The sequence below is a fragment of the Aeromonas sp. R7-1 genome, from assembly GCF_040908115.1.
Classification (GTDB): domain Bacteria; phylum Pseudomonadota; class Gammaproteobacteria; order Enterobacterales; family Aeromonadaceae; genus Aeromonas; species Aeromonas caviae.
The window spans coordinates 1-21,478 of the sequence record NZ_JBFODD010000054.1 but is presented as its reverse complement, the minus strand read 5'-3'; the positions used below and the strand labels follow the sequence as shown (position 1 = coordinate 21,478).

Genomic DNA, 21,478 nt, shown 5'->3' with positions numbered 1-21,478 from the left:
TGGTTCCTCAAAACGAAAGGGAGCCATTGGCTCCCTAAAACGAAATCGGTTGACGTGATGGCTCAGGCTTCTTTGAAGGCCTTCATCCGTTGCAGATGGTGCGAGATGTTCTTGAACTTATGGGTCTCGCGCTCATCCCATACGATGTCGTAATAGTTCTTCAATTCACGTTCAGTGTCCCGATTATCGCGGATTTCATCCTGAACGGAAAGGATGCACAGGCAGTTTCCTGAATTTTTATTACGAAATTCGGTTACACACTTGGTGCCGATGTCCTCGTACTCCTCCGGCCTGTCGATCTTGCCCTGCATGTTCTCTTCCGGGTGCAGATTGGGGTTGAAGACCACCTGCTTGATGCCGCACAGAAACCCGATCCGCTCGCTCCAGTAGCCACCCAGGCCCACGCCGCAGATGAGGGGTTTGGGATCCGTGCTCATGTCGAGCTGCTTCTTCACTTCCTTGAGCAGGTGGCTCATGTCGTGGCGGGGGTGAACCGTGCTGTAGTGCACGAAACGCACATCATCATCGATAAACTGCAACTGCAGCACTTTTTCATGATTGCCGGGGCTGGTGGCATCAAAGCCATGCAGATAGATGATCATGGACAAGACCTCAAAAACTGTGTCGGTTCTATCGAAACTACCCCAGCGACAGGGCCTTGCGCCACCAAAACATCCCACTTTCTTGCTTTGGATCACGCCCCTTCGGGCCACCAAACCGCGCGTCGGGGCCGCTGTGGCAGCGCCATGCCCCGGCGGGACATGGCGCAAACCGGGTCTGGCGAGGTTAACTGCCGCACTGGGCGAAGCGCGCCACCGCCGCTTCCACCAGGGCCAGGCTCCCCTGCCAGAAGGCGGGCTCGCGAATGTCCTGCCCCAAATGCCGTTCGACCAGTTCTTCGGCGCTCATGCGACCTGTGTCTCGCAGCAGGGCGCGGTAGGCCTCGGCCACCCCCTCCTCCCCTGCGGCCTGGCGGCTCATCAGCTGCTGATAGACCCCGAGGCTGAACAGATAGCCAAAGAGGTAGGGGTAGTTGTAAAAACCGAAGCCCGCGATGGAGAAGTGCGCCTTGGCGGCCCAGAACAGGGGGTGATAGCGGTCGAGGCTCTGCTCGTACCAGCGTCCCCAGGCCTCGTCGGTGAGCCCCTTGAGCCGGGCCGACGACACATAGCCCTGCTCGCGCTCGGCCACCAGGGCCCGCTCGAAGTCGAAGCGGGCCGGGATGTTAACCAGGAAGGTGGCGGCGCCGTCGGCATCCGCCCAGGCGATGGCCAGACGCTCCTCGGCGCTTCGGGCCTGCTCGTAGAGGGCGCTGCGCACCAGGGTCTCGGCGAAGATGGAGGCGGTCTCCGCGAGGGTCATGGGGTAGCTGCGCTGGCTCATGGGCAAGTCGCGGATGAGCCAGTTGTGCCAGGCGTGACCGAGCTAGTGGGCCAGCGTGATGACGTTGTCCATGGTGCCCGCATAGGTGATGAAGACCCGCGGCTCCACCGGCTCGGCAAACTTGGTGCAATAGGCCCCGGTGCGCCGGTTGGGGGTGGGGGCGGCATCAATCCAGCCGCGCTCGGCCATCATGCGGGCAAAGTCCCCCATCTCGGGGTCAAAGCGCGCGAAGGCCTGGGCGATGATGTCGACCGCCTCCTCGAAGGGGATCTCCCGGCGGCTGGCGGCAGGGGGCGGCGCAAAGAGATCCTCCGGCCCCAGCACCTCGAGGCCGAGGTGACCGGCCATCAGCCCCAGGGCTCGCTGGCCCAGATGGCGGGCCTGCCAGGTCTCCGCCATCAGGGTATCCAGGGTCGCCCGCTCGATGTGGCTCTGGTGGCAGGAGAGAGCCAGGGCATCGAGGCGCCGGTGTTTGCCGCGCTGGCGCGAGAGCTCCAGGCGCCAGCCGTTGAGGGCGTTGAGGATGGCTGCCACCGTCTCCTGCTCCCCTTCCCAGCCGGCGCTGATGGCATCGAAGGCCTCTTTGCGCAGGGCCCGATCCGGGCTGGAGAGCAGGTTGCTCGCCTCCGCCAGCCCCATCTCGCGACCCGCGATCACCAGCCTTATCTTGCCCACCAGATCGTTGTAGAGGTTGCCCCAGGCATGCAGGCCGTCGGTGCCAAGGCCGATGACCAGCTGCTCCGCCTCCACCGGCAGCCGCTGATCCTGCAGGCGGCGCTCGTGGCGCAGCCGGTACTCCTCCTCCCCGAGCAGGGGGTCGGCCATCAGCTGTTCAAACTCGGGCGCAGGCAGCCCCAGCATCAGATCTTCGATGGGGGCAAGCGTCTTGAACAGATCCGCATTGAGGGCACGGGCCCGGGAGGCAACCTGCTTGGCGAGGGGATCCCGGGCGTCCTGGCTCCCCTTGCAGGCGGCCAGCACGGCGATGTTCCAGCCGATGTCGCGAATGCGCCGGGCCCGCAGGCGTACCTCCCTGAGGAAGTCCTGCAAGGCGCCTGGGGTGCGAGGAACCTGGGCCAGTCCCTCGATAAAACCGCTCAGCTCGGCCAGGCTGGCGCGGGCCAGGCTCATGTCCGCCTCGAGGACACAGCTGTCGAGGGAGGGGTAGATGTGATCATTTTGCCACTGCTGTGGATAGACTCGTTGTTGCATCGAACGCTCATCGTCAGGGACGGGCATCGCCCGTCGTGAAATCCAGGTGGCCAGAGCCACCACCTTCGCGGGCAGGCATCACACCAGCCGCTCGAGGCGCACCACCGCCTCTTCCACATAGCGCAGGCTCTCCTGCCAGAACCCGGGTTCGCGGATGTCGACCCCCAGGTGCTTCTCCACCAGGGCCTCGGCGCTCATGCGGCCGGTATCTCGCAGCAGGGCGCGATAGGCGGGCACAAACTCGCCCCCGGCCCGCGCATGCTGGGCATAGAGCCCCAGGCTGAAGAGATAGCCAAACAGATAGGGGTAGTTGTAGAACCCGGACTCGGCGATGGAGAAGTGACCCTTGCTGGCCCAGAACAGCTCGTCATACTGGCTGAGGGCGTCACCATAGCACTGCTGCTGCGCCGATTTCATCATTTCCCGCATCTGGCTCGCCCCCACGTAACCCGCCTCCCGCGCCGTCACCAGGGCGTGCTCGAAGGCAAAGCGGGCGGGGATGTCGAGGAGCAGGCTCGCGGCCCGCTCCCCGTCCAGCCAGGCGATGGCCCGGCGCTGCTCCACCTTGTCGGTGGCGGCCAGCAGGGCATCGCGCACCAGGATCTCGGCAAAGAGGGAGGCGGTCTCCGCCAGCGTCTTGGGGTAGCCCCGCTGCTCGAAGGGAAGATCCCGCAGCAACCAGCTGTGCCAGGCGTGGCCGAGCTCATGGGCCAGGGTGATGACGTTGTCCATGGTCCCCTCGAAGGTGAGGAAGACCCTTGGCTCGGGCGGATCGGCATACTCGGTGCAATAGGCGCCGCTTCGCCTGTGCTCGCTCGGGGCCGCATCGATCCACCCCTTGTCGGCCATCATGCGGACAAACGCCCCCATCTCGGGATCGAAGGCGGCAAAGGCTTCCATCACCAGATTCAGCGCCTGCTCGAAGCCGAACTTGCCGTGTACGGCCTGAGGCGCCGGAGCAAAGAGATCCCAGGGGGCGAAGTCGGTGATCTGCTGGGCACAGGCCATGGCCCGCAAGGCGCGGCGCCCGAGCTCCCTGTGCTCCCCGGCCGCCGCCATCAGGGTCTCCAGGGTCGCGCCCGTGATGTGCTCCTGATGGCAGGTGACCTCGAGGGCATCCAGCCTGCGCCCCTTGCCGCGCTGGCGGCCGAGCTCGTTGCGCCAGCCGTTGATGGCGTTGAGAATGGCGGCCACCGTCTCCTGCTCCGCCTCCCAGGCGCCCTGGATGGCGTGCCAGGCACTGGCGCGCCGCGCCCTGTCCGGGTGGGCGAGCAGGTTGTCCGCCTGGGCAAGCCCCATGGGCACCCCCTCCACCACCGGCAGCAGCCGCCCCACCAGGTTGTCGTAGAGATCCCCCCACCCCTGCAGGCCGTCCACCGCCAACCCCTCGATGAGCTGCTCGCTCTCGAGCGAAAGCCACTGATCCTGCAGCGCTCTGTCGTGATGGATGTGGTAGGCCAGCTCGAAGAGTTCGGGATCTTGCAGCAGGGTGCGCACCAGTGACTCGGGGGCGCGAACCCAGAACAGGTCCACCGGCTTGCTGCGCTGGGCCAGGGTCGCCTCCAGCTGCTGGCCCCGGGAGAGCAGTACTCGGGCCTCCTCGTCGCGCCCGTTCTGGCTCAGCCGGTTGTAACCATAGACCTGGCTGTTCCAGGCCAGGGTCTTCACCCCGTTGGCCTCGCGGCGGATGGCCCGCAACAGGTGGCGCAGGGCATTGGCATCCGCAACGGGATGGGCGGGATCCGGCAGGTCCGCCAGGAGGGCGTCAAGCCGGGTAAGGGCACGGGCAGCCTCCTGGAAGGCGGCCTCGATGGCAGGATCGTCGGGGGCGGCATAGATGTGATCATCTCGCCAAACGGGTGGTTTCATGGTTGTCCTTGTCTGTTTGCGTCCATATCGGGTCACCCCGCCTCTGCGGGCGGGTGAAACCGGATAGTACGAAGGGGGCCAGGCACTTGCCTAGCCCCCATTCGAGGCAACCAGCAGAAGAGCGCCCCCGGGTGCGACGGCCCCTGTCGGCCCTCCCCCGACAAGCGACCTATTTGGCGGGCTGAAGCTTGCTCACCAGGGTCATGGCCACCACCAGCACCAGCCCTGCCACCACGCCGGCCAGAGCGCTCAGCAGGGTGGGCGTCACCACGGCCAGTACCCCGCCGACCCCGGGCAGGGCGGCCACCATGTCCGCCGTCCCTTCGATGAGGTGATGGAGGAAGGGCCAGCCATGGACCAGAATGCCGCCGCCGACCATGAACATGGCGATGGTGCCCACCAGGGCAAGCAGGTGCATCAGACGGGGCGCCGTCACCAGCAGCCCCTGCCCCACCGCCCGGCGCACGGCGCCTCCATCGGGCTTTTGCAGCAGGTGCAGACCGATGTCGTCGAGCTTGACGATGAGCCCCACCAGGCCATAGACCCCGACGGTCATCAGCAGGGCGATGCCCGCTACCACGGCGATCTGCAGGCCCAGGCTCGACCCCTGCACGGTACCGAGGGCGATGACGATGATCTCCGCCGAGAGGATGAAATCGGTGCGAATGGCCCCCTTCACCTTCTGGCGCTCATAGGCCGCCAGATCCTCGGGCACCGGCGCCGCCTGATGCGCCTCCTCCTCGTGGGGCAGGAACTTGTGGACCAGCTTCTCCGCCCCCTCGAAACAGAGGTAGGCCCCCCCCAGCATGAGGAGCGGAGTGATGAGCCAGGGGATAAGGGCGCTGATGGCGATGGCGGCAGGCACCAGAATGAGCTTGTTGCGAAACGATCCCTTGGCCACCGCCCACACCACCGGCAGCTCACGCTCGGCCCGCACCCCGGAGACCTGTTCTGCATTGAGGGCGAGATCGTCCCCCAGCACCCCGGCCGTCTTCTTCGCCGCCACCTTGGTCATCAGGGCGACATCATCGAGCACGCTGGCAATATCATCGAGCAGGGTCAACAAACTGGCTCCGGCCATATCTGGCATTCCTTCTATTGAGTGGGACACATCCGAGCTGCCCCGGTCAGGGTGATGAGGAGATCAGGGGACCACGGGCCCATCTGGGGATCACCCTTTGGGGCAAAAGATGGCACAGTGTAACGGGAAGCCGCCACGGCGGCAGCCCCCCATGGCAGATCCCCTGCTCCGTTTTCACCTCACGGCCACCGGCCCAAGGAGTTCCCATGCAACCCTGGCAACCTCTGCTCGATTTCTGGTTTGGCGATGACGCAGACGACGCTCCCCGTGCCGCCCGTCAGGCCCCCCTCTGGTGGGGCAAGAGCAGCGAGACCGATGCCCTGCTGGCCTCACGCTTCGGCGAACTGGCGGCCCGTGCCGCAGCGGGCGAGCTCGCCCATTGGGAGGACGATCCCGCAGGGCGCCTGGCCCTCATCCTGCTGCTGGACCAGCTGCCGCGAAACCTTCACCGCCACACCCCCGCCGCCTTCGCACAGGACGACAAGGCCAGGGCGCTGTGCCTCAAGGGGCTCACCCTCGGGGTCGACAAGGGGCTCTCGCCGCTGGCCAGGGTCTTCTTCTATCTGCCCCTCGAGCACGCGGAGTCCAGAGAGCAGCAGGCCAGAAGCGTCGCCCTGTTCGAGGCCCTGGCCGACGAGCAGGCCACAGGCCCGGCCCGGGCCACCTTCGAAGGCTTTGCCGACTTTGCTCGGCGCCACCAGGTGATCGTCGAGCGCTTTGGCCGCTTCCCCCACCGCAACGCCATCCTGGGCAGGGCGAGCACGGAGGAAGAGGCCGCCTTCCTGCAACAGCCCGGTTCGGGGTTCTGACATAAAAAAATCCCCGCCATGAGCATGGCGGGGAGAGAACAACCGATCCGCGCATCACTGGATGCGATAGCGGGAGATCTGCTGGTGGATATTCTCCGTGGTCACGTTCAGCTCCTCTGCGGCGGCGGAAGTCTCCTCCGCCGTGCTGCTGGTCTGCTGCACCACCTGGGCTATCTGCTCGACCTGGAGGGCGATGGATTCCGCCGCCGAGGTCTGCTCGCGGATGGCCAGGGTGATCTCGCCGACCTGATCCATGACGCGATGGGAGGCCTGGCGGATCTGGGTGATGATGGCCCCGCTTTCCGTCGCCATGGCCACCCCTTGCGCCACCTTCTCCTCCACCAGGACCATTCTGGCCACCGTGGCCTCGGACCCTTGCTGGATAGCCTCCACCGTCCTTGAGATCTCCTGGGTCGACTGGGCCGTCCGCTCCGCCAGCTTGCGCACCTCGTCGGCGACCACCGCAAAGCCGCGTCCCTGCTCACCGGCCCGCGCCGCCTCGATGGCGGCGTTGAGCGCCAGCAGGTTGGTCTGCCCCGCCACATCGTTGATGACGTTCACCACCCCACCGATGCGGGAGATCCCCTCCCCCAGCGCCGTCACATCGCGGGAGGCCTGACGAATGGCGTCGGCGATGTCGTTGATGGCGAGCACAGTGCGCTCTATGGTGGCCCCGCCGTCACTGGCAAGCTTGCCGGATTCATTGGTTATGCGGCTGGTCTCCTGGGTGCGCTGGGAGATGTCCGTGATGCTCACGCTCATCTCCTCCACCCCGGCGGCGATAAGGCTGGTGGCGTCATTGGCCTGACTCGCCGACTCCGCCATGTGCTGGGCCGCCTGGGAGAGGGACTCTGCCGTGCTCTTGATCTGCAGGCTGCCCACCGAGAACTCGGTGAAGGTCTGCTGCAAGGTGTCCAGCAGGCGGTTGACCGCCGTCAGCGTCTGGCCGATCTCGTCCTGCTGGCTAACATTGGCCCGCAGGGTGAAGTTCAGGTCGCGCTGGATCTCGGACAGGGTCGCCATGGCCAGACGGAGGGGATTGGCGACCTGCCTGAACAGCCAGAGAAAGAGCACCAGCGTGAGGGCACCCGTACCCACCGAGATGAACAACAGGGCCTGCATGCTGCTATCGGCATTCTGCTCGCCTCGCAGCTTGACGGCGTCACCTTGCTGGATGTTGAAGTGGACGTGCTTGTCGATGGCCTGGGAAAGCTGCTCAAACAAGGGGGCAAGCTCCTTGTCGATCGCCTCTCTGGCCTCCACATTCTTGTTCTCGCGGGACAGGCGCAGGACGTCTTCAGAGGCCTTGCCGTACTGGGCAACCAGGCGCCGATCATCGGCGACGAGCTGCCTGTCCTCCTCATTGGAGATCATCCCGCTTTCATACTGGCTCAGCAGGGCGTCCATCTTGGTGTGAAGGGATGCAATGCTCTGCTCTATCTGACTCATCTTGCCGTCGTCGGTGTTGAGCACGTGCGCCTGGATCAATGAATGCAGGGCGTAGAAGTCTGTCTGTATCTCCTTGATCGTGGAAATGCTGGGGACGGTGTTGTCTGTTACATAGCTGAGATCCGCATTGGCGGAGGAGAGTCTGCTGATGCTGAACCAGCTGAGACACCCCAGGGCCAGCATGACCAGCAGGGCAATGAGTTGAAGCCGACGAGCGATATTCATGAGTGCTTACTCCATCCATAGACTCCCTGCCAGTGTAGCCGATGCGGGCCCCGAAAATAGCGCCTAAAACATGCATTTCATTACACTTTTCAACTTCTGCTCGGCCGCGTCACACCCGCCGCCCCAACCCGGCCTTCGGGACCGCCGCCCCCTCTGGCAGAATGGAAAAAGGAAGGCATTCGCCTTCCTTTATTTGCCCGGGGCGGCCACACTGGCCGCCCATGTGCCCCGTGACGGGGGGCTCGGCGGTCACGCCGCCTCGGCCAGCTCCTCCTCTTTTTTCTGGTAGGCCTGGGGGGAGAGCCCCAGCAGCTCCTGCACGGTGGAGGCCACCGTGATGGAGGAGAGCGTCCCCACCAGGATGCCGGCGAACAGGGTGAAGGAGAAGCCGTAGAGGGCGTCGCCGCCGAACAGGAGCAGGGCCCCCACGGTGAAGAGGGTGGTGCCCGAGGTGATCATGGTGCGGCTGAAGGTGGCCTTGATGGCCACGTCCGAGCACTCGTGGATCCCCATGCGGGTACGCGACCCCAGCAAGTCCCGCAACCGGTCCGAAATGACGATGCTGTCGTTGAGGGAGTAGCCTATCACCGCCATCAGGCCCGCGATGACGTTGAGGTCGAACTCGATGTCAAAGAGCGCGAGCAGCCCGATGGCCACCAGACCGTCGTGCAGCACCGACACCAGGATGCCGATGGCCTGGCGCCACTCGAAGCGCACCGCCAGGTAGGCGGAGATGGCGAGCGAGGCCACCAGCACCGCCAGCATCCCCTGCTGGAACAGCTCCGCGCCCACCTGGGGCCCGACGATGGTGGTGCGCAAGAGCTCCACCGGCAGGGCGAGTTGCTGCCCCAGCATGGTCGCCAGATCCTCCGCCGCCCAGGGCAGTGCGTGGGGGGGCAGCTTGATGAGCCACTCGCCGGGCACACCGGCGCCGTGCAGCTCCACCACCCCCGCCAGGGGCGCCGTCAGCAGAGCGTTGAGCTCATGGGCCTCCTTCAGGGTCTGGATGCGAAACTCCAGCAGGATCCCGCCGGTGAAATCGAGCCCGAGGGCGAGCCCTTTTGTCGCAAGGACGGCCACGCAGGCCAGGGTCAGCAGCACAGAGGCCCACAGCCCGATATAGCGCCAGCGGGTCAGCCCCATGGCCAGGATCATTCTCAGCATTGTTCTTCCCTCGACGTCAGGTGGTACAGGCTTCCCGGCAGGAAGCGGTCGGTGCGCAGGTCATGCAGACTCACGGGCGCGGCGTCATGGTGATGAAGTCGGTTCATGGTCATACCCTCAGCAGCTTGGCGCGGCTGTTGCCCCACAGGGGGTTGATGATGGCGCGGGTGCCCCAGATGCCGGTCACCATGCTGGAGATGAGCCCCAGGATCAGGGTGATGGAGAAGCCCTGCAGCGGCCCGGAACCGATGGCATAGAGCACCACGGCGCAGATGAGGGTGGTGATGTTGGCATCGAAGATGGTGCGAAACGCCGAGCGATAACCAAAGTCGATGGCGTTGGCCAACGAACCCCCTTCCCGCAGCCGGTCCTTGATCCGCTCAAAAATCAGCACATGGGTATCCACCGCCATGCCGACGGTGAGCACCAGACCGGCGATCCCCGGCAGGGTCAGCACGGCCCCCGGCAATACCGCCAGCATGCCCACCTGCATCAGCAGGTTGGCCACCAGCGCCGTGATGGCGACCCAGCCGAACTTGCGATACCAGGCCATCATGAACAGCATCATGCCCGCCATGCCGAACGCCAGGGCGGTGAAGCCCGCCTCGATGTTCTGCAGACCCAGGGTCGGGCCAATGCTGCGCTCCTCCAGGATCTTCAGCGGCGCGGTGAGGGCCCCGGCCCGCAGCAGCATGGCAAGCTCCTGGGCCTCCGGCAGGCTGCCAATCCCGGTGATGCGGAACTGGTTGCCAAGGGCGGTCTGGATGGTGGCGACGTTGATCACCTCGCTTCGGGCGCGCAGCTTGCCTTCGGCGTTGGTCTTGTACTCGGTGAAGACGGTGGCCATGGGCTTGCCCACGTGCTGGCGGCTGAACTGGTTCATCTTGCTCCCCCCCAGGGTGTCGAGCACGATGTTGACCTGGGGCTGCCCCATCTCCCCCATGTTGGCGCGGGCATCGACGATGTGCTCGCCGCTCAGCACCGGCTGGCGGGCCAGCCCCACTGCCTGGCCGCTGCGATCCGCCATGAAGAAGCGGCTGTCGGCCTTGGCTTCATAGAAGGCCAGGGACGCGGTGGCGCCGATCACCTCTTTCGCCTGCTTGGGGTTGTGCACCCCCGGCAGCTCGATGCGGATGCCGTCCTGCCCCTGACGCACCACCGAGGCCTCGACGATGCCGAGCTCGTTGATCCGCTTTTTCAGGATCGACAGGTTCTGGGTCACGGCGTTGTTCACCAGCAGGGTGCGCTCGGCGTCGCTCAGCACCAGGGTCAGTGCATTGCCGGAGCGGCTCAGTGTCCACTGATCCTGGCGGGTACCGGCACTCTCCTTGATGATGGAGAGCCAGGCCTCCTGCCCCGCCACGTCGGGCAGGGTGACGGCCACGCTCCCCTGGGCGGTGCGCATCACGCTGGCGCCGCGCAGGTTGGCCTCGCGAAAACGGGTGCGCAGGGTATCCACCAGGTTCTTGGTCTGGTTATCGATGACGAAATCCACGTCCACCCCGATCAGCAGCTGGGAGCCACCGCGCAGGTCCAGCCCGAGCTTGATGGGGTCGGCGCCGAGCCGGCTGATCCAGGCCGGGGCGTTGGAGTAGAACTCCAGGGTCAGGGCGGCGCTGTCCAGCCCCTGCTGCTCCAGCAACTGCTTGGCCAGTTGCTGCTCCCCCTGGCTGGCGAACACCAGCGCCATCCGGCCACCCTGGGCGATCTGCTTGAGGGGGTCGATGTGGTTCTCGGCCAGCAGGGTGCGCTGCGCGTCGCTCAGGCGCGACTGGCCGTGCAGACCGAGGGAAGGCTGCTCACCGAAGAAGGTGGGCAGGGAATAGAACGCGAACGTGACCAGCATCAGCAGCAACAGGGCGTACTGCCACAGGCTCATGCGGTTCAACACGGTATGACTCTTTTTTCTCATGAAATCGGCCTCTGTCAGGCGATGGCAAGGGGCGACACCGGGGTCGCGCCGTGCAAAAAAATGAAACAAGACAGCCTAGCCGTTCACTAAAAGTGAACAGCAACAGAGAGAAGATGAGGCAACAGGTGGCAAGCTGACCCCATCGGGGTCAGGCAAGGAAACTCTGGGCGAAGCGGTACTGCAGATGCCGGCGCTGCAGGCGGCGCCTGTGAATGCCGGCGAAGTGATCGCGAAAGCTCGTCCCCGGGTAGAAGAGGGCGGCATAGAACAGCAGGCCGCACAGCAGCAGCAGGATGGCCTGCTGGGACCAGCTCATCACCAGCTCGTAGACCACGCTGCCGGGCTGATGATCGCGGCTCAGGGAGTGCTCGAGGCGCAGCAGGTGATTCTGGTGGGAGCCGACGAACTTGACGATGCCATCGTCACTGCCGCTGACGCCGTGGGCCGCCGGGCTTGCGTCGGCAGGCGCCGCCCCCTCCGCCAGCGAGTGTACCTGCTGGGCCGAGGGCTGGAACGCGGGTACCTTGACCCCCTCCACCGAGAGGGTAGAGAACAACAGTGCGAGGGTGATGAGCAGGGTCATCGCCGCCAGTTTCACGTTGTCGGTCAGGTTCAAAAGTTAATTCCCACACAATAGAAAGGGCAAGCTACCACAGCCTGCCCCACAAGAACAAGGGCGGCAGGCCCGGGGCCCGCCGCCCTTGTGTTGTCTCACCGCGTCCTCAGCGGCTGCGGGTCATGCCCTCGAAGTCCTCGGCATAGTCCTTGAGCAGGGTGTAGAGGTGGGCCCGCTGGGAGAGATCCATGGAGTGGCTGAGATCGCTCAGCCACTGGATGGTACGCTGGCGGGACTGGTCCGTGTAGCCGGTGAAGCGGCCATCCATCAGGCCGTCCCCCTGCTGGAGCAAGCGAGTCAGCTCCTGGCCGAAATCCGGACTCTGGCGCTGTTTCATCAGCCGATCCAGCTCCTTGGTCCAGGCCTCCTGAAAGTCGAGCCAGGGGGCCATCATCTCGTATTGCCACTCGGCCCACTGCGTGATGAGGGGCTCCTGGGCCGGCTTCACCTTGCCAATCCAGAACACCAGGCGCTCGTTCATCTTCTCCCGAAAGCCCTTGATCATCTCGGCCTTCGACTGGGTGGCAAAATCGTGCTGGCGCTCCTGCTGGCGCTTCACCCGATCGGCCATGAAGCGAGCCACCTGCTCGTCGGTCAGGGTCTTGGCAAGGCGCACCGTGCGGGGAATGGCGTTCTCCAGAGTACGGGTCAGGCTCGCCTGGGTTCTGTCCAGATGCAGGGTCACCTGGGCCGGGCTCATGGGGCTGGCCACCGCCTTGGCCAGGGCGTCGAGATCCCGGGCATAGATGGGCAGCTCATGCTGCCGGTGCCAGGCCATCAGCCCCTTCACCTCCTGGTCAAGCAGCTTCTTCTGGCTGCGGTCCAGGGAGAAGTAGTCGTCCAGTTGCCAGACGATGGCCGAGTCGAGCCAGTAGTAGATCACCCGGGTGGCGCAACCCGTCAGCAGCAGGCAGAGCAGCAGCAGGCTCCAGCTACGCGGTTGACGCCATGAGAATGTGGTCACCATGCATGCCTCCCATTCATTGAATACACGCGTCGCGCGGGCCGTTGCCTGGCATCACTCCAGGCGCTGGCGGTTGATGTCGATCAGGGCCTGATACTCGGGCCCGGGTTGCTGTTCGGCCATCAGCAGCGCCCACAGCAGGCCGATGTAATCGACCCAGGGCAGGAAGGCATCGGCCTGGAATCCCCGGGGCCCCAGCCCCGTCGCTGCCCCGTCCATGGCTTCAAGATAGCAGCTCTCCAACTGGCACCGCTGCTCTTCGCTCCAGCCGTGGGTGCGCTGAATGCTGGCGACCTCGAACCCAGGATGACCGGCGGCGCCGTACTCCCAGTCGATGACCCAGGGCCGCGACCCCAACAAGTTAGCCGGATTGAGATCGTGATGGCAAGGGAGCCAGCAGTCGTCCGGCTCCCGGCTCGCGAGCAGGGCCCGCTCCAGCGCGGGCAGCCAGGGAGGGATATGGGCCAGACGCTGCCGATACCCGCCGCTGTGAGCCCGCACCGCCATCACCACGGTCGGCACCGGCAGGCGGTGCAGCCGCACCAGCACCTCCGCCATCAGGCGGGGTTGCACGGCGAGAGGCGGCGCCTGCTCGGCCCAGTTGGGTTCGTCGCACCACGCCAGCAGCATCAGGCCGGTGGCGGGATCGCCGTGATGACAGGGCAACGCCAGCCCCTGCCCCACCGCCCCCTGGTAGAGCTGCCACTCGGTGGCCCGGTCGATGCCAAGGCGCACCGGATCAGGATGACCGCGGCGCAGGAAGGCCTGCTCGCCAGTGGGGAGGCAGAGCCGGTAGTTGCCGTTGGTCAGGCCCTGGCCAAGCGGCTCAAGGCGCCCCTGATCCCAGGGCGCCGGCAGGCTGGCGAGGAGCGCCAGCTCCGCCAGATCCCCCTGCCCCCGCGGGTCCTCACCAGCCAAAGGTGGACTTCTTGGCCTGTTTGCGGATCTCTTTCTGATCGGCCCACAGCAGCTCGCCGTTCTCCACATCCATCAGGTTCATGGTCATCTGGTAGTAGACGTCCTTCACCTTGCCGTTGTCCTTGACGATGCTGGCGAGGTTGCCATAGACCATGTAGCGGGCACCGGTCTGCTTGCCGAGCCGCACCATGGTGGCGGGATCCACCATGCCGCTGCCCTGCTGGTATTCGAGCTGCTGCTTGACCGCCGCCACCTTGCTCATGTCCACGAAGCGGAACTTGCCCGAGCGCAGCAGCTTGGTGCGGATGGTGTCGGTGATGGCCTCGGTGTCGATGTGCTCCGAGGTCTTGTTGCGGATGGAGTCCATGAACATCACGGGGCGGCCCCCGGCGGTGATCTCGCTGGTGGCCGGGGACGCCAGCATGGAATCCGCCATCTTGTCGGCGATGGCCTGCAAGTCGGAGGAGCCGTAATCGACGGTCACCGTCTCGGTCTCGGTGGGATCGCCATAGCTGACGGTGGTGCTGGAGCAGCCGCCCAGCAGCAGGGCGCCGGTCAGGATCAGCAGGGCATGATTCATTTTCATCAGTAGGATTCCTCCATCACTTCGCGAACGTAAATCCGGTAACCCCGTGCAGCCGGGCTCGGCGCCAGGGCGGACAGGGTGCGGGTCTGGTAGCCATGTAGCTTGAGGGGGGTCCAGCCGCGGCCATCGCTGGCCACCTCCTGCCCCGCGTCGTCATACCAGTAGAAGAGATATTGCAGCGTGTGGTCACCACGCTGGGTGCTGGCCGCCGCCACGTTGACCTGCAACAGGCCGTTCTGCTGGCGCCGGCTGAGTTCGGTCAGGGTGACGTTGACGTTTTGATGCTGCTCGGCCACCGCCGCCGCACCGGCCGCGCCATAGAGCGCCACGCCGGAAGTATTGGTGGCACAGCCCGTCAGCAGCAGAACCAGGCCCAGGGCCAACTCTTGTGCTTTCATCTTGTTCTCCTTGCCGGTGGCCGTCGGCCTGACCGGTCATTCATCTGAGTTGCCATATCCGGTTCCCCCTAGAGGGGCATCACCCGGGTCGTGAGACCGCTCCCCAGGCGCTGTACCCACACCAGGGTGGTGCGCCCGGCGTGGACGCTGAGTGGCAGGGTGCGCATGGCGCTGCCCGCCCCCAGGGTCAGGGTGACGTTCCCGGCCGGGACCATCCCCTGCCAGCTCGAGGCCTTGGCGGGCAGCGTCAGCCAGCTGCGGGTATCCGCCCGCTCCGAGAGGGTGTTGAAGATCCCCACCAGGATGTTGCCCACATCCCCTCCTTCCTTAGCGGCAGTGCGCCGCACCTGCTCCTTGGCCACCAGCCGCAGGGCCTGCCGGGTCAGCATGCCAGGCAGCCGCTCCTGCAGATCCTTGGCCGCCAGCGCCTCCAGCCTCACCAGCTCGCTGGTCTGCGCCACCCCCTTGCCCACCGACAGGGTGAGCGGGGCGCCGTCGCTGGCCCGATTGTCGTAATAGGGCACCGCCACGGTAAAGGTACGAAAATCGCCGCTGGAGGTGGAGATGGGCAGCGGCAGGAAGAGCTCCCGGCGCGCCGGGATGAGGCCATCTTCAAACAGCACCACCAGCTGGCCCTGATCCTTGGCCAAGGGCGGCGCCTTGCGGCCCATCCGTTGCTCGGTCTCCTTGAGCTCCTCGGGAGAGCCGCGAAGCCGGGCCAGGCGCAGCAAGGCATCCTGCAGGCTCTGGTTGTCCGGCGCTATCTGATAGCCGCGCTGGTAATCGACCCAGGCGTCGTTGAGATCCCCGGCCGCCTCGTAGAGCACGCCGGAGAAATAGAAGGTGTAGGCGTTCTGGAAACCGTTTTTCACCTGGCCTATCAGGCGATCGAGCTCGGGGGCGCCGCGCGACATCAGCTGGCGCATCTCCCCGGCTTCGTCCTCCTGCTCCCCCTCCTGCGCGGCCTTGCGCACCTCGTCGGCCCGCCGTTTAAGGGCCTGCTCCTGCACCTGGTTGGCACGGCGTACCTCTACCAGGGCGCCGTCGGCATCCCCGCGCTGCAAGTAGTTGAGCGCCAGATAGTGGTGCAGCATGGTGCGCTCGTAATCGGGCGCCTGGTAAGCCAGGGTCTGATCGTTGGTGAGCAGGCTGCCCGCCTGGGCCAGTCCCTGGCTCAGGCGGTACTCGGCCTGACTGTCTTCCCACACAAGCCGGCTGTCGGCGGCGGCAAAGGCCTGCTTGCTGGGGCCGTCCTGACCCGCCAGCCAGGCGATGCGCCCCTTCTCCAGCTGGTCGAGCACGAAGGTGTCGTCCCCCGGGGTCGATTCGCGCACCTCGGGCAGGGCCTCGGCGGCATGGCCCAGCAGCAGCTGGTTGCGCAGGGGCACCATCTGATCCGAGTAGGAGACGAACATGTCTTTCCACTGGGAGGCACAGCCCCCCAGCAGCAGACCGGCCAACAGCAGGCCGGTCGACGGGACGAGGCGCATCACAGGCTCAGCAGGGGTCCCAGGGGCTCGCCACCGACCAGGTGCAGGTGGATGTGATAGACCTCCTGCCCGCCGTGGCGGTTGCAGTTCATGATGAGGCGGTAGCCGTCCTCGGCGATGCCCGCGTCGCTGGCGAGCTTGCGGGCCACGGTGAACATCCGGCCCAGCGCCAGCTCGTGATCCGGCTCCACGTCGTTGACGGTGGGGATGAGGACGTTGGGAATGATCAGGATATGGGTCTTGGCCTTGGGCTGGATGTCGCGAAACGCGGTCACCAGATCGTCTTGATAAAGGATGTCGGCGGGGATCTCCTTGCGGATGATTTTGCTGAAAATGGTTTCTTGCGCCATGGGTAACTCCTTTATAGGAAAAAGAAAATTCAATACAAAGCTCAAGCGGCTCCCAAACAGGCCGCCGCAACGCGCCAAGTGTGACACAAGCCGACATTTGGCACAGCCGTTGTCCCAATCGCTTCAGTTATTGTGAAGAATACCGATAGCGAGGAGACGTCCCGCGAACCACAACGGCATCCCCCTCGGGGCATGCAGGGTATCAAAGGGACGGGGTACTCAGGCAAGGGACTTTTGCACAGACAGCGGGACAATAATGAAACAAACAATGTCAGACCTCTCGATCTTACAGAGAGTCTATCTGGGCTTTGCCATCCTGGTCGCCGTCATGGTCGCCAGTGCGGTACTGACCTTTCGCGGCCAGAGCGAACTCAGCGGCGCCCTGGATCAGGTGACCCAGGAGTCCATGCCGCTGGTACTCGCCAGCAGCCAGACCCAGATAAGCCTGCTCAGCGCCAACAAATGGCTCACCGACGTGCTGACCGAGCAGGATCTCAAGCAACTGCCGGCGGAAGTGGCCGAGTTGCAACAGGCCAAGGGCCAGGTCGACAAGATGGTCGCCAGCCTCAAACAGCAGGTGGCGGTTCATCCCCAGTTGCAGGCGGACATGACTGCCCTCGTCAAGCTGGTGGATGACTACCTGCAACTGACCCAGACCCTGCCCGGCGAACACGAGGCCCTGCTCACCCGGCTGCACAAGGTCAATCAGGCCAAGGGCCAGTTCCAGGTCAGCCTGCCCCAGTTCAAGAAGAACCTGGGGGACATGATGGTCACCATCGACGACAGCTTCATCAAGATGCTCTCCGAGACCCTGACCACCAAGCTCTCCGCCATCGAGCTCTCCACCATGGATGCCCTCAACCAGAGCATCCCCGCCCCCATCGAGGCGGCGCTCAAGCGCAACAAGATGCAGATCGAGGGCTTCAACAGCACCATCAAGGATCTCCAGGGGGAGCTCAAGGACTTCGACAACAACATGGGCCACTACGTCCATGGCTTCGTGCGCGACACCACGGGCAATGACGGCGTGCTCTCCCAATACCTGGCCCTGATGAAGCAGCAGCAGGCCATGCGCGAGCAGAGCAAGCAGGCGAGCCAGCTCATCCTCAGCATCCAGAACAAGCTGGAGGGGATCACCGCCCAGAGCCAGCAGCTGATGAACGCCAGCATCCAGGCCTCCGATCGGGTGCAGACCCAGAGTACCCTGACCCAGGGGATCAGCATCGCCATCGCCATCTTCGTCGCCATCCTGGTGGCCTTGACCCTGGGCAAGGCCATCCGCCGCCCCCTGAAAGAGCTGCTGCGGGTGCTGACCGAGGTGACCCAGGGTGACATGACCCAGCGCGTCGGCTTCAAGAGCCAGAACGAATTCGGCCAGCTCGCCAGCCAGATCAACCTGCTGATCCACCAGATGGGGGATGTGCTCAAGCAGCTCTCCCAGGCGTCGACCCAGCTCAACAGCGCCGCCCACGACAACCGCCACACCACCGAATCGGTGCGGGCGGATCTGGAAAAACAGCGTCAGGAAACTGCCTCGGTCGCCGCCGCCATGACCCAGATGGAGGCCTCGGTGCGGGAGGTGGCCCAGGCCGCCAACCAGACCCTGGAGCGGGTGCAGGATGTGGAGAAGGCCTCCGAGATGGGGCGCAAGGTGATGGCAGGCAACATCACCACCACCCATCAGCTCGCGGGCAAGCTGCAGCAGACCGGCAAGGTGATTGGCGACGTGAGCGCCATGAGCGGCCAGATTGGCAACATCCTCGACGTCATCCGCGGCATCGCCGAGCAGACCAACCTGCTGGCCCTCAACGCCGCCATCGAGGCGGCCCGTGCCGGCGAGCAGGGACGCGGGTTTGCGGTGGTGGCCGACGAGGTGCGCAACCTGGCTGGCCGCACCGCCCAGTCCACCAGCGAAATCCAGACCATGATCGAGAACCTGCAGCAAGGCGTCGCCCGGGCGGTCAACGTGATGCAGGAGTGCTCCCGCGAGATGGACAGTTGCGTGGATCAGAGCTCCCAGGCCAACAACGCCATGGAAGAGGTGCAGGGCATCGTGGTGCTCATCAGCGACATGTCCAGCCAGATAGCCTCCGCCGCCGAGCAGCAGCAGGCCACCAGCGCCGACATCGCTACCAACCTCAACCGCATCTCCGACATCTCGGATCTCAACTATCAGGGCATAGAGCGGGTCGCCGAGACCAGCCAGCAGCTCGACTCCCTTGCCGAGCAGCAGGAGGGGCTGGTCCAGCGCTTCCGCCTCAGTGCCTGATGGCCACGACCCGATACGACAAGGCCCCGCATTGGCGGGGCCTTGTTTTTTACTGGCATGCGGCGCGGGATCAGGCGTAGGCGATGGCGCCCTTGCCGACCCCTTCATAGGCGACAATCTTGACGAACTTGTCCCCTACCTGCTTCTTCACTTCGCGGGCGATGTAGTGGGCCAGCAGCTCGATGGTGGTGTCGGTATCGATCATCTCCACCTCCGCCGCCGGCATGGCGAGCTGGAACAGCCCCTGGGGCGCCACGTACTTGAAGCCGATGTAGTGAGCGTTCCCTTCTTTCAGTGACGCCTCGGCCCGCTCGCTCAGGACGAGTTCGCCAAGGGCCACCCTGTCCTCTTCGGTGCCCAGGTAGATGTCGGCCCAGCGCTCGGCCCAGTTGAACTCCAGCTCCTCGTCACGCTCCCCGTTCACCAGGATCTCGATGGGAGAGCGGTGGCCGTGGGCGATGCGCTGGCAGTTGCCGTCGTGCTTCTTGAGGCCGTGGCTGTAGTGGTAGAAGGCGCCCTCGATGCGCTCCTGGCGCAACGTCAGGGAGAGATCCTTGATGTTGCCGGGCAGGCGCTTGGCCAGTACCCCCAGCAGATAGCGGGTCACCGACTCTTTATCCACCTGGGGGGCCGGAATGAAGGCAAAGCCCTGGGCCGGGCAACGCAGGTGAATGGCGCGACCCGGACGCAGCAGATCCACGGTGCTCTCGTCGTTGTCCAGCGCGTGGACATGGACCAGGGGACATTCCGTCGGCACCAGCAGCTTGTGATCCACCTCTTCATCGATGATCGACTTGATGAGCTTCTTCACCCGACCGAAGTCCAGCAACATGCTCATCTCGTTGAGCTCGCCACTCATCTCGATGTCCACCAGCCAGCTCTCGCCCACCATGCCGCGGCGCTCGCATAAATAGCTGGAATCGATCACAGTCAAATCTCTAACAAATAACTTCATTACTCAGGCCTTGCTACAGAGAAAGTGCAGTTTGCGATATTATGACCCCGGATTATCGGCAAAGGAACTGGAACCCCCCATGAACAAATTGCTTATCAAGAATGCCACCCTGGTCAACGAAGGCCGCATCTATGCCTCCGACGTCCTGATCGAGGGTGAGCGGATCGCCCGCGTCGCCCCGGACATCAGTGCCCCCGATGCCGTGGTGATCGATGCAACGGGCCGTCATCTCATCCCCGGGATGATCGATGATCAGGTCCACTTCCGGGAGCCCGGCCTGACCCACAAGGGAACCATCGCCAGTGAATCCCGGGCCGCCGTGGCCGGTGGCACCACCAGCTTCATGGAAATGCCCAACGTCAATCCCCAGACCACCACCATCGACGCCCTCGAAGCCAAATACCAGATCGCCGCCAACTCCGCCGCCGCCAACTACAGCTTCTATCTGGGTGCCACCAACGACAACCTGGAAGAGATCAAGAAACTCGATCCCAAGCAGTCCTGCGGCATCAAGATCTTCATGGGGGCCTCCACCGGCAACATGCTGGTGGACAACCAGGAGACCCTGGCAGCCATCTTCCGCGAAAGCCCGGTGATGATCGTCACCCACTGCGAGGACACCCCGTCCATCAAGGTGCTGGAAGACGAAGCTCGCGCCAAGTGGGGCGAAGACGTGCCCATGCGCGAGCACGGCCGCATCCGCAGCGCGGACGCCTGCTACAAATCCTCCAGCATGGCGGTCTCCCTGGCCAAACAGTACGGCGCCAAGCTGCACGTGCTGCACCTGACCACGGCGAAAGAGCTCTCACTCTTTACCGCCACCCCGGATCTGAAGGATCTCAAGGACAAGAACATCACCGCCGAAGTGTGCGTACACCACCTCTTCTTCAACGAGGCGGACTACGACACCCTGGGCAGCCAGATCAAGTGCAACCCGGCGGTGAAGAGCGCTGCCGACCAGCACGCCCTGCTGGATGCGGTGCGCAACGACGTGCTCGACATCATCGCCACCGACCACGCCCCCCACACCTGGGAAGAGAAGCAGAACAGCTACTTCAAGGCGCCGTCCGGCGTGCCCCTGGTGCAGCACTCCCTGCAGGCGCTGCTGGAGCTCTACCACAACGGGGTCTTCAGCCTGGAAACCATCGTCAAGAAGACCTCCCACGCGGTGGCCGAGCGCTTCCAGGTGCAGGATCGCGGCTACATCCGGGAAGGCTACTTCGCCGACCTGGTGCTGCTGGATCTCGGCAAGCCCTACGTGGTCACCGACAGCAACCTGCTCTACCTGTGCGGCTGGTCCCCGTTCAACGGCTACCGCTTCCAGAGCACCATCGAGATGACCCTGGTGAACGGACAAATAGCCTGGCAGAACGGCCAAGTCACCGACAAGGTATTGGGCAAGCGACTCACCTTCAACCGCTGATCTGGATGATGACCGCTTCCAGCGCGCCCTGCTTGAGATGACCCTGGTGAACGGCCAGATTGCCTGGCAGAACGGTCAGGTCACCGACAAGGTATTGGGCATGCGCTTGACCTTCAACCGCTGATCTCGACTTGAGAGCATCACGCCAAACGGCCACCTCCGGGTGGCCGTTTTTCCTGCAAGACAGCGGTGAGGTGCCGACAAAATGCACCACTGGTCGCACTTTGATCCGAAGTTGCTCGCAAAGCAGGCAAACGATCTCGAACCTGAATTTCCCCTGTTGACAGGGTCGGGGCATCTCCATAAACTCCCTCCCCGTCAGCCGAGCTGACTCCGTCGGTGTGTAGCGCAGCCAGGTAGCGCATCTGCATGGGGTGTAGAGGGTCGGAGGTTCGAATCCTCTCA

The 21,478-nt window shown here is 64.5% G+C and carries 18 protein-coding genes and 1 pseudogene; 3 read left to right on the top strand and 16 right to left on the bottom strand.

The window, feature by feature from the left end; all coding sequences use genetic code 11:
* Positions 1 to 62: 62 nt before the first annotated feature.
* The 4 genes and pseudogenes from ycfP to AB5Y51_RS15785 all read right to left on the bottom strand — a co-directional run bounded on the left by ycfP (position 63) and on the right by AB5Y51_RS15785 (position 5,545).
* On the bottom strand, positions 63 to 602 hold the full coding sequence (gene ycfP, locus AB5Y51_RS15800; RefSeq protein WP_005331594.1) for an alpha/beta hydrolase YcfP: 540 nt from the start codon (positions 600 to 602) through the stop codon (positions 63 to 65).
* 184 nt (positions 603 to 786) lie between these two features.
* A pseudogene (locus tag AB5Y51_RS15795) lies at positions 787 to 2,595 on the bottom strand (M3 family oligoendopeptidase).
* 78 nt (positions 2,596 to 2,673) lie between these two features.
* Positions 2,674 to 4,464: a M3 family oligoendopeptidase gene (locus AB5Y51_RS15790; RefSeq protein ID WP_201927064.1), complete on the bottom strand. Its 1,791-nt coding sequence runs from the start codon at positions 4,462 to 4,464 to the stop codon at positions 2,674 to 2,676.
* A gap of 169 nt (positions 4,465 to 4,633) precedes the next feature.
* On the bottom strand, positions 4,634 to 5,545 hold the full coding sequence (locus AB5Y51_RS15785; protein WP_277856847.1) for a DUF808 domain-containing protein: 912 nt from the start codon (positions 5,543 to 5,545) through the stop codon (positions 4,634 to 4,636).
* A 206-nt stretch (positions 5,546 to 5,751) separates the two neighbouring features.
* Between AB5Y51_RS15785 and AB5Y51_RS15780 the strand changes: the two genes are divergently transcribed.
* Positions 5,752 to 6,354, top strand: a complete 603-nt coding sequence (locus tag AB5Y51_RS15780) for a DUF924 family protein (RefSeq protein ID WP_042017230.1) — start codon at positions 5,752 to 5,754, stop codon at positions 6,352 to 6,354.
* A gap of 54 nt (positions 6,355 to 6,408) precedes the next feature.
* On the opposite strand, the gene AB5Y51_RS15775 is transcribed toward AB5Y51_RS15780, so the two are convergent.
* The 10 genes from AB5Y51_RS15775 to hinT all read right to left on the bottom strand — a co-directional run bounded on the left by AB5Y51_RS15775 (position 6,409) and on the right by hinT (position 16,426).
* Positions 6,409 to 8,028 (bottom strand): methyl-accepting chemotaxis protein, encoded by a 1,620-nt coding sequence (locus AB5Y51_RS15775; protein ID WP_210556715.1) that lies wholly within the window; start codon positions 8,026 to 8,028, stop codon positions 6,409 to 6,411.
* Positions 8,029 to 8,277: 249 nt separating this feature from the next.
* Complete coding sequence (gene secF / locus AB5Y51_RS15770) at positions 8,278 to 9,192, bottom strand: protein translocase subunit SecF (RefSeq protein ID WP_029314368.1); 915 nt, start codon at positions 9,190 to 9,192, stop codon at positions 8,278 to 8,280.
* Between the two features lie 109 nt (positions 9,193 to 9,301).
* Positions 9,302 to 11,104: a protein translocase subunit SecD gene (gene secD / locus AB5Y51_RS15765; RefSeq protein ID WP_029314367.1), complete on the bottom strand. Its 1,803-nt coding sequence runs from the start codon at positions 11,102 to 11,104 to the stop codon at positions 9,302 to 9,304.
* Between the two features lie 148 nt (positions 11,105 to 11,252).
* On the bottom strand, positions 11,253 to 11,720 hold the full coding sequence (locus AB5Y51_RS15760; RefSeq protein ID WP_042863667.1) for a hypothetical protein: 468 nt from the start codon (positions 11,718 to 11,720) through the stop codon (positions 11,253 to 11,255).
* 106 nt (positions 11,721 to 11,826) lie between these two features.
* The gene (locus AB5Y51_RS15755) at positions 11,827 to 12,687 is read right to left on the bottom strand and encodes a DUF6279 family lipoprotein (protein WP_041215412.1); all 861 of its coding nucleotides are present in this window, start codon (positions 12,685 to 12,687) and stop codon (positions 11,827 to 11,829) included.
* Positions 12,688 to 12,738: 51 nt separating this feature from the next.
* Positions 12,739 to 13,602 (bottom strand): phosphotransferase, encoded by an 864-nt coding sequence (locus AB5Y51_RS15750; RefSeq protein WP_368178715.1) that lies wholly within the window; start codon positions 13,600 to 13,602, stop codon positions 12,739 to 12,741.
* Positions 13,592 to 14,188 carry a penicillin-binding protein activator LpoB gene (gene lpoB / locus AB5Y51_RS15745; RefSeq protein ID WP_010674346.1) on the bottom strand — a complete coding sequence of 199 codons (597 nt, stop codon included), beginning with the start codon at positions 14,186 to 14,188 and terminating at the stop codon, positions 13,592 to 13,594. Before lpoB ends, AB5Y51_RS15750 begins: the two co-directional genes overlap by 11 nt.
* Entirely contained in the window at positions 14,188 to 14,586 is a 399-nt protein-coding gene (locus tag AB5Y51_RS15740) for a YcfL family protein (protein WP_160839394.1), read from the bottom strand. The genes lpoB and AB5Y51_RS15740 overlap by 1 nt, the downstream gene beginning before the upstream one ends.
* Positions 14,587 to 14,654: 68 nt before the next feature.
* On the bottom strand, positions 14,655 to 16,076 hold the full coding sequence (locus AB5Y51_RS15735) for a COG3014 family protein (protein WP_368178714.1): 1,422 nt from the start codon (positions 16,074 to 16,076) through the stop codon (positions 14,655 to 14,657).
* Positions 16,076 to 16,426: a purine nucleoside phosphoramidase gene (gene hinT, locus AB5Y51_RS15730; RefSeq protein WP_010674343.1), complete on the bottom strand. Its 351-nt coding sequence runs from the start codon at positions 16,424 to 16,426 to the stop codon at positions 16,076 to 16,078. The genes AB5Y51_RS15735 and hinT overlap by 1 nt, the downstream gene beginning before the upstream one ends.
* Before the next feature lie 256 nt (positions 16,427 to 16,682).
* On the opposite strand from hinT, the gene AB5Y51_RS15725 reads away from it, so the two are divergent.
* Entirely contained in the window at positions 16,683 to 18,695 is a 2,013-nt protein-coding gene (locus tag AB5Y51_RS15725) for a methyl-accepting chemotaxis protein (protein ID WP_201894746.1), read from the top strand.
* A 70-nt stretch (positions 18,696 to 18,765) separates the two neighbouring features.
* Here AB5Y51_RS15725 and AB5Y51_RS15720 read toward each other — a convergent pair whose 3' ends face one another.
* Positions 18,766 to 19,650 carry a 6-carboxytetrahydropterin synthase gene (locus AB5Y51_RS15720; protein ID WP_368178713.1) on the bottom strand — a complete coding sequence of 295 codons (885 nt, stop codon included), beginning with the start codon at positions 19,648 to 19,650 and terminating at the stop codon, positions 18,766 to 18,768.
* Positions 19,651 to 19,729: 79 nt separating this feature from the next.
* Between AB5Y51_RS15720 and AB5Y51_RS15715 the strand changes: the two genes are divergently transcribed.
* Positions 19,730 to 21,073 (top strand): dihydroorotase, encoded by a 1,344-nt coding sequence (locus AB5Y51_RS15715; RefSeq protein WP_039038976.1) that lies wholly within the window; start codon positions 19,730 to 19,732, stop codon positions 21,071 to 21,073.
* Here AB5Y51_RS15715 and AB5Y51_RS15710 read toward each other — a convergent pair.
* Positions 21,063 to 21,377 (bottom strand): hypothetical protein, encoded by a 315-nt coding sequence (locus AB5Y51_RS15710; RefSeq protein ID WP_368178712.1) that lies wholly within the window; start codon positions 21,375 to 21,377, stop codon positions 21,063 to 21,065. The genes AB5Y51_RS15715 and AB5Y51_RS15710 overlap by 11 nt on opposite strands.
* Positions 21,378 to 21,478 lie beyond the last annotated feature (101 nt).